The sequence below is a fragment of the Gimesia sp. genome, assembly GCF_048260065.1.
Taxonomy (GTDB): domain Bacteria; phylum Planctomycetota; class Planctomycetia; order Planctomycetales; family Planctomycetaceae; genus Gimesia.
The window spans coordinates 436,415-451,455 of the sequence record NZ_JBLXHC010000005.1; the positions used below are offsets into that span (position 1 = coordinate 436,415).

13 protein-coding genes are annotated in these 15,041 nt (G+C 50.3%); 9 read left to right on the top strand and 4 right to left on the bottom strand.

Features of this window, described 5'->3' with window-relative positions; genetic code table 11:
- Positions 1-180: 180 nt before the first annotated feature.
- The 5 genes from ACN0YN_RS12460 to ACN0YN_RS12480 all read left to right on the top strand — a co-directional run bounded on the left by ACN0YN_RS12460 (position 181) and on the right by ACN0YN_RS12480 (position 6,144).
- Positions 181-2,055: a vWA domain-containing protein gene (locus tag ACN0YN_RS12460; RefSeq protein WP_417385334.1), complete on the top strand. Its 1,875-nt coding sequence runs from the start codon at positions 181-183 to the stop codon at positions 2,053-2,055.
- A 212-nt stretch (positions 2,056-2,267) separates the two neighbouring features.
- A complete protein-coding gene (locus tag ACN0YN_RS12465) occupies positions 2,268-2,927 on the top strand; it encodes a 3-keto-disaccharide hydrolase (protein ID WP_417385335.1) in 660 nt (219 codons plus the stop codon).
- A 107-nt stretch (positions 2,928-3,034) separates the two neighbouring features.
- On the top strand, positions 3,035-3,871 hold the full coding sequence (locus ACN0YN_RS12470) for a sugar phosphate isomerase/epimerase family protein (protein WP_417385336.1): 837 nt from the start codon (positions 3,035-3,037) through the stop codon (positions 3,869-3,871).
- Between the two features lie 249 nt (positions 3,872-4,120).
- Entirely contained in the window at positions 4,121-5,758 is a 1,638-nt protein-coding gene (locus ACN0YN_RS12475) for a HEAT repeat domain-containing protein (RefSeq protein WP_417385337.1), read from the top strand.
- Positions 5,755-6,144, top strand: a complete 390-nt coding sequence (locus tag ACN0YN_RS12480) for a hypothetical protein (RefSeq protein ID WP_417385338.1) — start codon at positions 5,755-5,757, stop codon at positions 6,142-6,144. The genes ACN0YN_RS12475 and ACN0YN_RS12480 overlap by 4 nt, the downstream gene beginning before the upstream one ends.
- Positions 6,145-6,158: 14 nt before the next feature.
- On the opposite strand, the gene ACN0YN_RS12485 is transcribed toward ACN0YN_RS12480, so the two are convergent.
- A complete protein-coding gene (locus ACN0YN_RS12485; RefSeq protein ID WP_417385339.1) occupies positions 6,159-7,253 on the bottom strand; it encodes a class I SAM-dependent methyltransferase in 1,095 nt (364 codons plus the stop codon).
- 373 nt (positions 7,254-7,626) lie between these two features.
- On the opposite strand from ACN0YN_RS12485, the gene ACN0YN_RS12490 reads away from it, so the two are divergent.
- Complete coding sequence (locus ACN0YN_RS12490) at positions 7,627-9,204, top strand: hypothetical protein (RefSeq protein WP_417385340.1); 1,578 nt, start codon at positions 7,627-7,629, stop codon at positions 9,202-9,204.
- 58 nt (positions 9,205-9,262) lie between these two features.
- Here ACN0YN_RS12490 and ACN0YN_RS12495 read toward each other — a convergent pair whose 3' ends face one another.
- The gene (locus ACN0YN_RS12495; protein WP_417385341.1) at positions 9,263-9,589 is read right to left on the bottom strand and encodes an ABC transporter; all 327 of its coding nucleotides are present in this window, start codon (positions 9,587-9,589) and stop codon (positions 9,263-9,265) included.
- A gap of 257 nt (positions 9,590-9,846) precedes the next feature.
- On the opposite strand from ACN0YN_RS12495, the gene ACN0YN_RS12500 reads away from it, so the two are divergent.
- The 3 genes from ACN0YN_RS12500 to ACN0YN_RS12510 all read left to right on the top strand — a co-directional run bounded on the left by ACN0YN_RS12500 (position 9,847) and on the right by ACN0YN_RS12510 (position 12,600).
- Positions 9,847-10,365 (top strand): hypothetical protein, encoded by a 519-nt coding sequence (locus ACN0YN_RS12500; RefSeq protein ID WP_417385342.1) that lies wholly within the window; start codon positions 9,847-9,849, stop codon positions 10,363-10,365.
- Between the two features lie 148 nt (positions 10,366-10,513).
- A complete protein-coding gene (locus tag ACN0YN_RS12505) occupies positions 10,514-11,452 on the top strand; it encodes a hypothetical protein (RefSeq protein WP_417385343.1) in 939 nt (312 codons plus the stop codon).
- A gap of 155 nt (positions 11,453-11,607) precedes the next feature.
- A complete protein-coding gene (locus ACN0YN_RS12510; protein ID WP_417385344.1) occupies positions 11,608-12,600 on the top strand; it encodes an acyl-CoA desaturase in 993 nt (330 codons plus the stop codon).
- 193 nt (positions 12,601-12,793) lie between these two features.
- Here ACN0YN_RS12510 and ACN0YN_RS12515 read toward each other — a convergent pair whose 3' ends face one another.
- Together ACN0YN_RS12515 and ACN0YN_RS12520 are read right to left on the bottom strand one after the other, a co-directional pair.
- Complete coding sequence (locus tag ACN0YN_RS12515; protein WP_417385345.1) at positions 12,794-13,189, bottom strand: acyl-CoA thioesterase; 396 nt, start codon at positions 13,187-13,189, stop codon at positions 12,794-12,796.
- Positions 13,190-13,227: 38 nt separating this feature from the next.
- On the bottom strand, positions 13,228-14,823 hold the full coding sequence (locus tag ACN0YN_RS12520) for an amidophosphoribosyltransferase (protein WP_417385346.1): 1,596 nt from the start codon (positions 14,821-14,823) through the stop codon (positions 13,228-13,230).
- Positions 14,824-15,041 lie beyond the last annotated feature (218 nt).

The window sequence follows — 15,041 nt, forward strand, 5'->3', positions numbered from 1 at the left end:
ATCACAAATAATACATCCAATTTAATAACTGGTCTGACTGGAATGTTCAGTGCAGTCCGGTGTCTTAGTATTCATATCAATTTTTAATCCGGATCAACTTTGATTATCATGAGTTGAGACAAAACAGGCACTCGTTTTCAATAGCATTTTGCTATAAAAATGACCGGGGGGTTATTACAGATGGTTCAGGCGAGAGATTATTCCGCTTTCTTTACCTCTTTGATTGTACACGCAGTCATTCTGCTGGGGATGGGGCTGATACACCATCAACTGACAGACAATCAGCCCGAAGTGGCCATCGAAACCATCTTTGATGAGGAACGTGAGCACGCTGAGTTTGAACAGGTACTGGAAACCAACCTGGAAGTATCGGAAAACCTCAGTGTCGCGCCCGGCGGGATGGTATCCACCAATGTCGGTGCCTCCACAGCGCCTGCCGTTTCTTCACAGAAGATCGAGTCATCAGAAAGCCTGAAAGAACCGGAAATCAAAATCAACGCAGGCGAGATCACAGCGCCCGGCGATGACATCCTCGGCCAGGACCTGGGGGCGGGTGAAGTTACTGGTGAAGTCGGTGCTGTCGTGGAAGGCTACGGATCAGCCATGAGCCGGATTTCCAAAGAACTGATCCGCATCATGCGGGAAGAAAAAATTATGGTGGTCTGGCTGTTCGACGAATCGGGCAGTATGAAAGACGACCAGAAAGAAATCAGAGATAACTTCAATAAAATCTACGGCGAACTGGGGATTGCCGCCAAGCAGGAATCAAAAACCCGTGATCGGGATCAGACACTGCTGACTGCGATTCTCAGTTATGGTGCGACAGTCCATGTCCACACCCCCAAGCCAACCACCGACCTGAAAGAAGTTCAGGAGGCAATTAACAAAATTCCGACCGACGAAACCGGTCTGGAAAACATGTGTGAAACAGTAGCCGAAACCATTGATAAATACGTTCTCCAGGCTCGGAAAACCGATCGTAAACTCTGTATTGTCGCGGTCACCGATGAATCCGGCGACGATGGTGCCAAGGTGGAAGAAGTGATTACCCGTGCCAAACGGGCTAAAACACCGATCTACATCCTCGGGCGGGAATCCGTATTTGGATATCCCTACGCCCGCCAGATCTGGACTGATCCGGTATATAATCTGAAGCACTGGATTCAGGTCAATCGCGGACCGGAAACCGCTTATCCTGAAGCATTGCAGTACGATGGTCTGCATGGCCGCTGGGACTCGTTTTCGGCGGGATTCGGACCCTACGAACAGGTTCGTATGGCTCGTGAAACCGGCGGGATTTTCTTCGTTCTGCCCGGGAAAGAAGGAGAGTTGGGAGGAGCCGGCAGTACCGCTGATCGTCAATTCCGTTTCCAGGATATGAAAGAATATCAACCGCTCCTGTTGTCTCGTCGCGATTATGATGCCGAACGCAGTGCCAGCAAGTTTCGTAATTCCATCTGGAAGGTGATTGCCACGCTCAATCCTCATCTGGATAAGCAGTTGAACATCAGAGAGCTCTACTACCCGATTCAGAAGAAAGAGTTTTTTGAAATCGGCAGTAAAGAGGTTCCCAAAGCAATCCGCGCAATGGGACTGTTACAGAAAGCGGTCGAGATTCTCGAATCGGTCGAACCTCTGCGGGCACAGGAAAAATCAGCCCGTTGGCGTGCTGCTTACGATCTGACTCTGGCGCAATGTCTGGCCTATCGCGTGCGTCTGTTCCAGTACTGTCTGGCCATGGATCAGCAGGCAAAAAACATGTCGATACCGAAAGACAAAAAAAGCAATGTCTGGAATGTTCGTCGTCGTAAAGAACTGCTGCCTCCCGATCCGGAGCAGGTCAAGCTGACCAAAGTCAGCCCTGAAGAACTGGATAAGCAGTTGAAGAAGTCAGAAGCCCAGTACAAATTTGTGATGAAAGAGCATCCGGGAACTCCCTGGGCACAACGAGCTCAGTATGAATTGGGTCAAGGCTTCGGCATGTACTTCCAGGAAGACTTTCGTGATCCGCGCTATGATAAGTTTGGAAAAGATATCAAACTTCCCAAGCTGTAAACTGCCGCGAATTACTTAAGGTCCTTTAAACCAACACAGGGCACTTTCCGGAAAATATGCCGGGGAGTGCCCTGTTTGCTTTTAACCGGTCCGGTCGCCGCGTAGCATATACTGTGTTCTGATTTTTGCTGTGAACTCAGCCAAAGCGCAATCACAGAGGACGGGAAAACCGCCTCACTCATTCCTAATGACAACCAGGAGTTTTATACACGATGAACCAATACCGCGCCAGCAATTGTTTTAACGTCTTTGCCGGACTGATGGCAGCTCTGCTCGTCTCTTCCCTGATTGGAAATAACAGTGCCTACTCAGGTGAGAAGAACGCTGAAACAGAAGAAGGCTGGATCGAACTGTTTAACGGTAAAGATCTGACTGGTTGGACTGTCGCCGAAGGAGGACCTTTTGAGGTTAAGGATGGCGTGATCGAAGTCACAGGAAAACGCTCACACCTTTTCACAAATAAAGAATACAAGAACTTCGAGTTCAAAGCGGATGTGAAAACGACTCCGGGCAGCAACTCCGGGATTTTCTTCCACACCAAATTCCAGGAAGAAGGCTGGCCGAAACAGGGATATGAATCACAGGTCAACGTGAGTCACAAAGACCCTGTCAAAACCGGCAGTATCTATAACCGGGTCAAACTGTTCAAAACACCTGCGAAAGATAATGAATGGTGGACGCAGCATATCATCGTCAATGGTCGGCATGTGATTGTTAAAATCAATGACGAGACTGTGGTTGATTACACCGAACCGGAAGGTGCAACCGGTTCTCCTTCACTGGGTGAAAAAGGGAGCTTCGCGCTGCAGGCTCACGATCCCAACAGTGTTGTGTATTACAAGAATATCCGAGTCAAACCACTGGCTGACTGAGCCTGGCGACACGCACGGAAATCTGAGCCCTCATCATGGATGAGCCCTCATCATCAAGATCGAGGGCTTTTTTCTTCTCATTCTATTCCGCTTAAAGAAGTCGACTTGTGAAACTGGGATACAACACGAATGGTCTGGCCTTTCATCGCTGGGATGACGCGATCACTCTGGTGGCAGAGACCGGTTATCAGTCGGTAGCGCTGACCGTCGATCATTACTGTCTGAATCCGTATGCAGACGATCTGGATCAACGGTTGCTGGAAATGCAGGCACTGCTCCAGAAGTATCAGCTCTCCTCAGTCATTGAAACCGGTGCCCGGTTCCTGCTGGACCCGCGAGAGAAACATGAGCCGACGCTGCTCACCGCCGATGCTTCGTCCCGTGCCCGCCGCATTGATTTCCTGAAACGCTGCGTGGATCTGGCGGCCTCTCTCAAGTCCGATGCAGTCTCGTTCTGGGCAGGTCAGTTGAAACAGGATCTGCACCGCGAAGACGCATTGGAATTACTGGCAGAAGGCTGCCGCGAGGTTATCGTGTATGCGGCTGAGAAAGAAGTTCGGCTGGCGTTTGAACCGGAACCGGGCATGCTGATCGAAACACTGCAGGACTTTGCGGAATTAGACGAACGCGTCAGTCATCCCTGTTTCGGACTGACTGTTGATATCGGTCATCTCCAGTGCATGGGTGAGTTGCCGATCAGCCAGTTCCTGATCCCCTGGAAAGACCGGATCTTCAATATTCATATAGAAGACATGATTCAGGGGGCACACGATCATTTGAGGTTCGGTGCAGGGGACATCGATTTTCCGGATGTCATTCAGGGGCTGCGACAGATTGATTATCCGGGGGGGCTGCATGTCGAACTAAGCCGCCACAGCCATATGGCGCCCGAGGTTGTTCGCGAGTCGTTTGCATTTCTGACTGATCTGATCAAAGCTCCCTGACAGGCATCACTTTCACCCTCAGTTAACTTTCAGGGTAACCTCTCAGCGGATTGTAGTGATTATTCGGGATAATCGTATTACAGCAGGCAAACTTGAGTTCTGCGGTTCCAGCATACGATACAAAGATAGCGGGCAATAGCAGAGAAATTCCAACCAGTTCGGGATGTTAATGTGGCAATCATTACCCGCTGAAACCGGTTGTCTCTGCTTTTGTAGATCCAGGCACTCTTTATACGATCTCGTGTCGGCATGGCTTCATCGATCTCGAAAACTTTTGACCTGCTTGCGCAGAGCCGAAATTCACATGCGGTCAACGCATTGATTCTGGCTCTCGACGTCGAAAATCCGGAAATTCGAGAGCAGGCCGTCTTCGCTTTACTGCAGCAGCAGAGTTCGCGCGGGCTGGTTGAAGTGATCCGTCGCTACCCCACGCACACTGCCGGTATTCGAAAAATGCTGGAGACGCATTCCAATGCACTCGAAGCTGCGATTCGCCAGTGCCTGTTGCACGGTAATCAGGAACTGCAGTACTGTGGACTGGAATTTGTCCGTATCACCAGTGATTTTCAACAGATCCCCTCGATCATTGCCTTGTTCGAAAATAAAAGGCTGGTCAATCATCAACCGGATCTGACATCACAAACCCTGCGCTATCTGGTGGGCAGACTCTACGAATATTTTCTGAATCCTTCGGTCGATTCCGTCTACTCTCGTGCGTTTCTGAAAAACGCCAAAGAGATCCGGCGTGACAACCTGAATGCACTTGTAGCCGCAACCGAACATCTCCAGGAATTTGATCGCCCCGAAGAAATCATGGAAAGTCTGCTGATCCTGGGCAATGTAGACGACCCGGCGATCAGAAAAGTGCTCTGGAATTCGGACGAAGAAATCCGTCGACTGGTGGAACAGGTTTTAAAAAACAGCAAGCACATCGGCGTCATGCAGCTGATTTGTGATTTCACGCAGGTGAATTATCCCAATGCGAAAGCACTGGAAGCGATTTCGACGCGCGACGATCCTGAATTCATCGCCCATCTGCTGCGCTGGCTGCCGGAAAAACCGACAGAACTGCAGCAGACGAATTTCAGGCAGATTGATCAGGTCATCTGGCTCCGTGCGGATCGCCAGGATTTCAGTCGCATTCCTCAGGTATTGCAGGTGGCTTTAATCCGGCTGATGAGTCTGCTGAATCTGGATGTGGCCAGCAAAAAACAGGCACAAAAATGGATGCTGCAGCATGGGACGCCCACTGCGAAAGAAGCAGCCATCGATATGCTGCGCAATCTGGATATCAACGAAGTTACGGAAATGGTTCTGGAAAGTCTGGATTCGGAAGATCCCATCCAGCAGGCCTGGGCCACCTGCCAGTTGCGGGCGCAGCATGTTCCGGATGCCATGAATCTACTGGTCAATAAAATTGACAGTCCGGTAGAGGAAGTGCGAGAAGCGGCGCGGCAGGAACTTTCCAGTTTTGATGTCGAGTATGTCCTGGAACATTTTGAAGAATTCAATCCCCATGTCTGTCCGTCGGTAGGAAAACTGCTGCAGAAACTGAATCCACGGTGCATCGTTGATTTGAGCCGCGCCATGTCACATCCCCTGCGGAAAAGACGGATCCAGGCAGCCCGTTGTGCGTATGCCTTGAAATTACACGATCAGGTCGTCCCGGCTCTGACGGCGCTTCTGGAAGATGCCGATGACCTGGTTCGCAGAACCAGCGCCGAAATTCTGGCCAGTATTTCCACTGCTGCGGCACGTCAGGCTCTGGCACCACTGATTAAAGATGAAAATACACGTGTCCGTGAAATTGCAGTCAAAGCGTTACAGAAACCGCTCACACAGGAATCGGCCGATCTGAAACAGGTGGAAGGGACAAACGAATCATGAACATTGATTTCTGGTTCCTGCTGGCAGGACACACCGACGAAGTCTCCCGGGCCTTTCGCAATCGCAGTCTGCTGCAGGAAAACTGGTTGTTGATTTCAGCGACTATCGTGATTGGTACGGTCTGGCTCATCCTGTATCTCTGGGAAAATATGCAGTTGCAGCGGAAGGCGAATTCCGATACGCCTCAGGGACTGTTCTACGATTTATGTAAAACACATCGCCTGAGCCGTACTGATATCAACTATCTGCTGAAAGCGTCTGAAACACACTGCCAGGAACAGCCGGCCATGGTCTTTCTTGATCCCGCCATCATCAATTCCTATATCCACGAGGCCGGAACGGATGCCCGCTACTACGAAATGCTGGAAGAACGACTGTTCCAATAGTGTGTTCGATATGGTCAGGATGCGGCCAGTCGAGGTTTACTGGCAACGTAATAGTCGCTGATCAGATCGTGCGGCAGCGTTTGCACGTCGATGGATTCAAACCCGAGATCCTGCAATGCCTGCAACGCTTTTTCCTGACACCAGCGGGAACCATTTGAAGTCTGCGCCTGATTTTCGATTGCCATATTACGCACGCAGGAGAGCGAGTACAGCAAAGCAGCCAGTGGGTGTTGCAGGTTGAGTTCTCTGTTTCGCGAACGTGCCAGATCCTGCATCAGGAATGTTCCCTCTGGTCTCAACGCTGTCAGTACCTGTTCAAGTACGCGATGCGGCTGCGCCTGATCCTGCAGGATATCCAATGCGAGCACCAGATCAAACGATTCGATCGCGTGAATCTCGGTCAGCTCACGCCTGATAAATGTCACATTATTAATCTGTTTCTGCCGGGCTGTTTCTCTGGCGTTGTCAATCAGTGTGGCAGAACTGTCGTAGCCTACAAATTGACTGGCGGGAAACGTACGGGCCAGTTCGATCAGCGTACTGCCGGATCCACAACCCAGTTGTAGAACGTCCCGGCCTTCGCAGAGCTGCATGATCAGACGGGGGACGAGAGGGAATACATGTTTAAACAGGCCGTTCATAATGGAAACGGAATTGTCTTCGATCAGCTGCGACTGCAACCGGGTAAACAGATCAGAGGGGAGCGGACCTCCTTCTCGAAAACAGTTTACGATTTCATCTTCCAGCTTCGCTGACAGAGACACCCATTGCACACTGCTGGCATAAGCGTGCGATCCACCACGCTGCAGTAACAAAGCAGCATGTTCTGCCGGCAGTCGATATGTCTGAAAGATCGAGTCATATTCCAGAATGCCGCCTGTCGACATCACCGCAAGCCAGTTTTCAACATACTTCGTCTGCAGACCCGCTCTGTCTGAAATTTCTTCACACGTCGCGGCATCCAGGTCTGCCAGTACGCGGAATAAGCCGGTTCGATATCCAATCGAAAGCATCAGGGACAGGCTTCCCTGGTTAATGATCTGCTGCAGGCGGTCTTCAAAAATCGCCGTTGATTCGAAGTAAGTAGCGAATGTGGTGTCAGTCATCATCTGGTAGCCCCCTCAAAAGTTAGTGATAAATCTGTGACTGAACTACCATGCGTAGAATCTCTCAGACTGTTACCGACTTTTTTGAGAAAAAAGATTTCTGCAGTAAGGAGGGGAATTCCTCGTGGTGAAATGATTCATAAGGAATGTGATAACCTGTTGTAACAGTGAGACATACGAAAATGGACTTGTCAGTGGGTTTTCCTGGACTAAAAATAGTAAAGCTATGAGAGGACAACACCTGTTTTGTTCTGTACAATAAGATAGTGAAGTGATCGGCTGAAGCGCGCGATTCAGAATCGTTCTCTTTTCAGCACGGCTTTCAGGGGCCGGCAACTGATTTCAGAAACCAGTTGCTGAAAACAGGAGAGGTAGGATGTTTCGACAATTGATGATTCCGTTTGCCGCAGTGCTGGTGGCTCTGGCTGGCATTGGGGGATTTCTGCTTAACTCAGATCGAACGCAGTCCGTCGTTGCCGATAAGCATGAGTTGATTGATAAGACTCCTTCCATTCAACATCACACACATACCGATTTACAGAAGACGGGACGTCGGCTGGATGAAATTAATCAGGTCATTGCCAGTCGTGTTCCGCAATTAAACGGTTTAAAGCCTGTGAATGCCAACAGCGTTTCTCAGGCCCCCTGGAATGATCCTGCTTTAAACGATTTGTACGAGCAGATCCGCAAACAAAGGCTGACACTCTGGTTCCCTCCTAATGACGAACCGTTTTCGATCTGGGTCGGTAATCCAGAGAAGACCGTCGACGGAAAAAAAGTCTATCAGCATGCAGAAGTACTTCAAAAAGCGGTCCCGCTGATCAATCAGCTGCCGTTCCCTGTCCGCATCTGGTTTTATGGCACGCGAGACCAGTCCAATCCGGAACTGGGAGAATGTATCGAAGCGGTCGCGGGAATCAAAAAACTGTCAGGCGTCAAATTTTCTTACTGCCGGATTAACGAGCGGGGTTATCAGGCACTCCGTAATCTTTCCGAACTCCACGACCTGGAAATTCTACATTCGCATCTTGATGAAACAGCACTGGAACAGATTGCGCAAATGGATGGCTTACGTCGACTGCATCTGCATTTCGGCAAAAAACAAATCGAATCCTCACTCGCAGAGAAAATTCTGGATCTGCCCCATCTGGAAGACTTTAAGCTGTTTATCAACCTGGCACCCGGCCGCGTCGCTCCTTTCTGGAAGAAACTATCAGGTTGTTCACAACTGGTAGCATTAGAAGTCGACTGCGGGACGGTCAAGCAGGAGGTGCTCGTCAAATTTCTGAAAGAAGGCGATCATCAAAAACTGAATAAGTGGGTCATCCGTAATGTCTTCCCCAAAAAGAAACTGGCGGATGCCTTGGTACTGGCACCACAGCTCACTACGCTTAAGACCCCTTCAGGATCGACTGAAGATATGGGATATCTGTTGGACAGGCTGGCCAGAGATCTGCCCGGCATGACCAACCTGACCATCGGCTGGGATACAGGAATTCATCTCACAGACGAAGAAGCCCGCACAGCGTTGAAACTACTGGGCAGCTTTGCAAGTCTGCAGGAATGTCATGTTCCTGTCGTACTGCCAGATGCCTACGCGCTGCAGCCCTTAACAAAACTCAAACGGCTGGAAAGCTTTTACTGCAAAGACCTGGATCTGAATCAGGAAACATTATTACTGCTTGCCCAGATGCCGGCGCTCAAGAGTCTGGATGTCAAAGCCTTGAGCTTTGGTGATGAGTCTGCCCATCTGCTCCCCTGGCTGTCTTACGTGGAACAGATTGAAATCCGGGATCCGAGTACGTTGACAGACGAACGACTGGCGCTGCTCAGTCAACTGCCTCAGTTATCTCGACTGAAATGGTGTGATATTGCCATCCCCAAGCCGGTACCACTTACCCCGGAAGCGCGTAAGAAATATTCCCACATCGATTTTGAAATCTGCGGGAACTGAATTCGAATGCAGCGGCAGATCGCTTGTCATTCGTTCGTTGATTTCACAGAGACTGTTCTTACAGCGAAGTGACCTGCTTCACGGAGAACTCATGCAGCGTTTCGGGCCACATCGCATGGAAACGATCTTCAGATACATCGCGATAGCCGGCTTTGAAGCGGCTCATCAGCGGGTGTTGAATTTTCGTTCTGATCTGGCTCAGAACCTGATCAGGATCATCGACTGTCATGAACAGGTTCATTTCGGAGCTGCCGAAATCATGTCCGTCGATGATGGTCTTACCATCAACCTGAATTTCATCAATCAGCACAGATTCCAGATCCACGAGAGAATCGTAATCGGGAATGACGGCACCTTTAAACTGGAGTACAAGTTGAAATTTCATAGTCGTTCTCACGGTCTGATGGATAGAATGGCGAGTAAGTATCGGACCCTGTTTGCCCATCGAAAGGGCTTTAGACTTGCTACAGCCCTATTATAACGTGAGGACTGTGATTTATGATACCAGGTTCATTTAATTTCGTGTGAATTCAATAAACCGGAGCTTCTGGTCGATTTACTTTGACGATTATCATGACGGCGCTAACTCGATTCTGCAACCAGTTTCAGAACATTGTTAATTAACACGCAAAGGTGAAAACAATGCAGACTTACATCCGTCCTACACGTCTGGCGCACCTGACGGTCGGTGTACTGATATCACTGGCGCTCGTGCGACTTTATTTCCTCGTTCCGTTTCCCAAAAAACCGGATCAGATCGAATGGACTCCGTATTCGCTGGTAGACATTCACAAAGATCTGGAAGAAGGCAAACTGGTCCTGCTCAGTGTGAAAGCTAACTGGGATCTATCGACGGTGTGGCACGAACATTTTTATTCGGAAGATCCAGCAGTACTTAATCTGGTCCGCAGTCAACCCATCACCTGTTACAACATTGATATTGGAGAACTGCCTCATCAGCAGTTTGAAGCCTGGCGGGGATATTTTGATTCTTTGTCTCCCCTGGGAGTCATCCTGCTGGCTCAGAATTCCAACCACGAAATTCTCAAACGCGTGATTACCACTGAGGGGATTTATCAACAGCAGCTGATCCCCGAAATAAAAAAATTACGGCGTTTACAGACAGAGCCTGCATACAGCGTGACTTATCTTGGTCAGTAACGAAGGATACTGACGAGTTTGATTTATTTCTGTGCTCCATTCCGAATCTGAGCTCACCTTTGCCGGTAACGTTGAAGAAGTCACTCACTCATGAAACAATGATGGCTGAAAACCGTTTAGCCCTGTTTAATTAAGAATGTGAAAAGCGATGCCCGAATATCATGTTGGTCAAGATTACTCTGGTACGTTGAAATCGGATCTCTTTTTTGAGTTCGTCGTTCCCGAAGACTCTGATCTGGCGCATCTGGTATATCCGAAGCAGGAGGGCTGGGAATACATCTCGAAGCGTTCGCCAACAGAGTTGGAACTGGCTGAAGAAGATACGAAAGCGTGGCTGGAAGTTGGGATTCTAAAGCAGAAACTTAACCGGAATAAAAACTGCAACACTGATCCATCTCATGTGACGGAAGTGTATTTCACTGAACTGGTACTGGAGTTGTTTAATTCCGATGAGGATGAGGTCATTCTTTCCGAGTTCAATCTTACCAGACCATGGTTCGAAATGCCGGGAGACGAACAGGCGACCCTGGTGACGAAAGCGTTTGCCGATCGCGTCAGGCAGAGCGGTTTACGAGGGGCCACATTTTTGCCTGCGAAACTGAATAACTCAGAGCAGCCGGCTAATCGAAAAATACCACCTCTGTTTGCCTTTCAGTTTCAGGGGAAAAAATGCCTGAGACCTTTCAAAGTGCAGGGGGCTGAAAATGCCTGTCCCTTTTGTGGACGCAAACCTCTCATCTGTCAGGAATGTGACTTTTCATACAGCACGTGCCCTCAATGTGATCAATCTGCCTGGACACCATTAAATAAACATGGTGGACCAAAAGATAAAAGTCTGATTATTTCTCCTCCCGAGCAGAGAGAGATTCTGGTCATGGAGGGGAAACGATGGGATGGGTCTGATTTTGTTTTTGCCAATGGAATCGAATTTGTCAATCCTGGCATCATCTCGAAACGGGCTCTCGACTGGTTGCTCAGTATTCATGCGGCACCATTCTGCGCGAGATCTTTGAAATTCTGTACCGATGGAATGAGTGATCAGCAACGACAGCAGTTAGAAGAAATCCAGAAGCCCATTCACTCTTAATATTCAAAATGATAACTTCTTCTGTACACCCGTCTTAAGAAATCTCCCTTCTTTCTCCAATCTCCCCCATCGCTATAGACACGATTCGCCAATCCCCCTAGAATCTGCCGACTTTTTTATTTACATACAGACATAGATCGCATCGGCCCTAAAATATGAATTCACAGCAGACGCTCGCGCCGCTACCAGAAACAGACATTGTTCTTCCTGAAAATGAAGCTGCTGAGACGCCTCAAACTGAGACTTCCGACACGGGAAGATACGCGATTCCTGACTGGGCGAATATCGGCTGGGTTGTCGGCATTCATCTGGGACTGCTGGCCGCTCCCTTTTATTTCACCTGGACCGGTCTGTTTACCTGCCTGTTTCTCGGCTGGCTGACAGGCGGCATCGGGATCTGCATGGGCTATCACCGACTGCTCACGCATGGCAGTTTTCAGACTTATCGGTTTATGAACCGTCTGATTGGTCTGATTGGCGTTCTGGCAGGGCAGGGGCCACCGATTCAGTGGGTCGCCAATCATCGAAAACATCATCTGCACAGCGATCAGCCCGGTGATCCGCATTCGCCTCGCGATGGTCGCTGGTGGAGCCACATCCTCTGGCTGGTTCCCCATCACAGTGCCGAAGAAATTCAGGCCACTCATCAGCGGTTTGCACCCGATCTGCTGAAAGACCCGTTCATGCGGCTCCTGCAGAAAACATTTCTGTTCTGGCACATCGGACTGGGTGCCCTGTTATACGGCATCGGTTACTGGCTGGGTGGTAAAGAAACCGCCATCAGCATGGTCGTTTACGGGATGTTCGTGCGGCTGTTCTATGTGCTGCACGCGACCTGGTTCGTCAACTCCGCCACTCACCTCTGGGGCTATCGTAATTACGAGACCACTGACGACAGCAAAAACCTGTGGTGGGTTGCACTCCTGACGTATGGCGAAGGCTGGCACAACAACCATCACAAATACCAGCGGATGGCAAAGAACGGCCACAGATGGTGGGAACTCGATATGACCTATGGTGCGATTCTCGTCCTCGAAAAACTGGGCCTCGCCTGGAAAGTCGTCAAGACGATTCCCCCGAACGACAAACCGACGACCGTCAAAGAGCCACACTTTGCAAAACAACAACAGGTGGTTCCCCACCAGTAAAGTTGGGTGGGCTCGGATGCAATCCGAGCCGAGCGCAGCGAGCAGGAGGTCTTAGTGAAAATGATCAGTTCAGATCGAAGCAGCCAGCCTCTCTGAATTAAAAGGTGAGGTACGCCGACCCACAACAGAACGCGTGCTCCACAACCTCCTGTTGTCTCACGACAACCCCGGAACCTTGATAACCTGCGAAAGCTTATTCGGTACCCAGCTGTTCCATCGCGGCCGGCATTCGCTGAATATTACCTTCCCGGTCTACACACGCAATCACACTGTGTGCCACGGCGACACTGGCACCGTCGCGGAACAGTTCATACTTGTGTTCCAGCTTGGCACCGGTCACTTTCTCCAGCGTGGTGCGCAGGGTCAGTACATCGTCATAGCGGGCCGGCAGGCGGTATTTGCATTCGATCTTCGCGACCACCAGCAGGTAGCCTTTCTCTTCCATCTCGCGGTAGTTGCCGCCTTGAGAGCGAAAGAGTTCCGTACGACCCATTTCAAAATACGTGAAGTAGTTTCCATGATGCAGAAAACCCATCGCGTCCGTTTCGTTGTAGCGAACGCGGATTTCTATCTCATGCGAGGCAGACATAGGATCCTGTATTCCTTTTTAGAATTCTGAGCAGACCGTCAGGAGCGAACCGGCGTTGGAGGCGTGACATCGTAAGTCCGGTGAGAATCGGAGTCGCTGTTCTCTTTCTGAGAATTATCAACGGCGACCTGGTACAGCCGACGACCCGCGTCGGTGGGGTAAGTCGTGTCGATACAGGCCTGGCAGAGAGAACTGCCGGGCAGACCCACGGCCCGCGAGATCGACTCTTTCGGCAGATACTTCAGACTGTCGGCTCCGATGGCAGCGGCCATCGCTTTTTCCACTTCGGGATTCATCTCTCCCCCCTCCAGGAATCGAGGGGCGAACAGTTCGTTGATCGTCGACATGTCGATCCCGTAAAAGCAGGGAGCAATGATCGGCGGGCAGGCCACACGCACGTGTACTTCTTTGGCGCGGCCCCGTTCTTTCAACTGGCTGATCAGCGCTTTCATTGTGGTCGAACGCACGATGGTATCTTCGACCAGCAGCACGCGTTTGCCTTCCAGAACTTCCGGCAAGGGAGTGTACTTCGCACGGACTTTGTCACTGCGGTTCGCACCTTCGATGAATGTACGACCGATATAGCGGTTGCGAATCAGACCTTCCAGACAGGGCACACTCAAATGATAGGCCATGCTGTCGGCGGCTGCTTTGGCAGTATCGGGCACGGGAACGACAATCGTATCATCGTCGATCGGCACGGTTTCCTGCTCGGCCAGTTCTTCACCCAGACGTTTGCGGGTGATGTAGACGCTCTGGTCATCCAGCGTACTGCAAACATTCGCGAAGTAAATCCACTCGAAGAAGCAGTGTGCTTTCTGTGTCGGCTTGGCATATTCGCGGATTGAGAGCTCACCGTCCTGAATGATGACGGCGGAACCAGGGGCCAGGCTTTCGATCTGATCTTCTTCAAAGCCCATGTTTGCCAGCGCGACACTTTCTGAAGCAGCCGCAAACAGGGAGCCGTCAAAAGCATAACAGAGTGGGCGAATACCGACCGGATCTCGTGAGACAAACATGTTGCCCAGGGCATCCAGGAAGACGATGTTGTATGCCCCGTCCAGTCGCTTGCTCAACGTTCCCAGAATTTCATGCAGCTCACCCGGGTTCTCTTTGGAGAGCTCCTGGGAAATCAGGTGCATCAGAATTTCGGTATCGGTTTCCCGTGCCAGGTGAAAGTCAGACTCCGTCAGGACTTCTTTACACAGATCCTGATAGTTGGCCAGCTGACCGTTGAAACCAAAGCTGAACCATTTGGACTTTTGAATGTGGTGACGTTCGAAAGGCTGGGCATAGCTGCGGTCATCTTTACCACAGGTTGCATACCGCACATGCCCGATGGCAGCCGGGCCTTCGTACTTCTTCATCAGAGCATTGAATGTCTGCTGATGATTGAGCTGAAAGACTTCGGTGACCGTGCCGACATCTTTATGGGTGTCGATCAACTGATTCCGGGCCGGGTTAAACGTGGTCATTCCAGCCGCCAGCTGACCGCGATTCTGGATATCCAGCAGCAGACGGGAGATCAGTTGTGAAGTTTTCTCGGGAGATCCCAGGGGAGCCAGCGGACTGATTTCCCGGTTGGGAAGATGGTAGACAGCTGCAACGCCACATTCGTGGTATAGTTCCGACATAAAATGCCTTAGTTCGTGAATAAGGGTTTCAAAATCAGTGTGAACCGGGTGAACTATGCGGTAAATTGTTTCAGGACTGGAGGAGGGAGACAAACAAAATCGGTCTTAAACACGAAAAATGAGCCGATTTCGGTAAAATCGCCCCTGTTTTCCTGCCAAACTTGCCCGGTTCTGTGTCTATGCTGCAGCCACGTACTTCTATATTATATAAATATTAA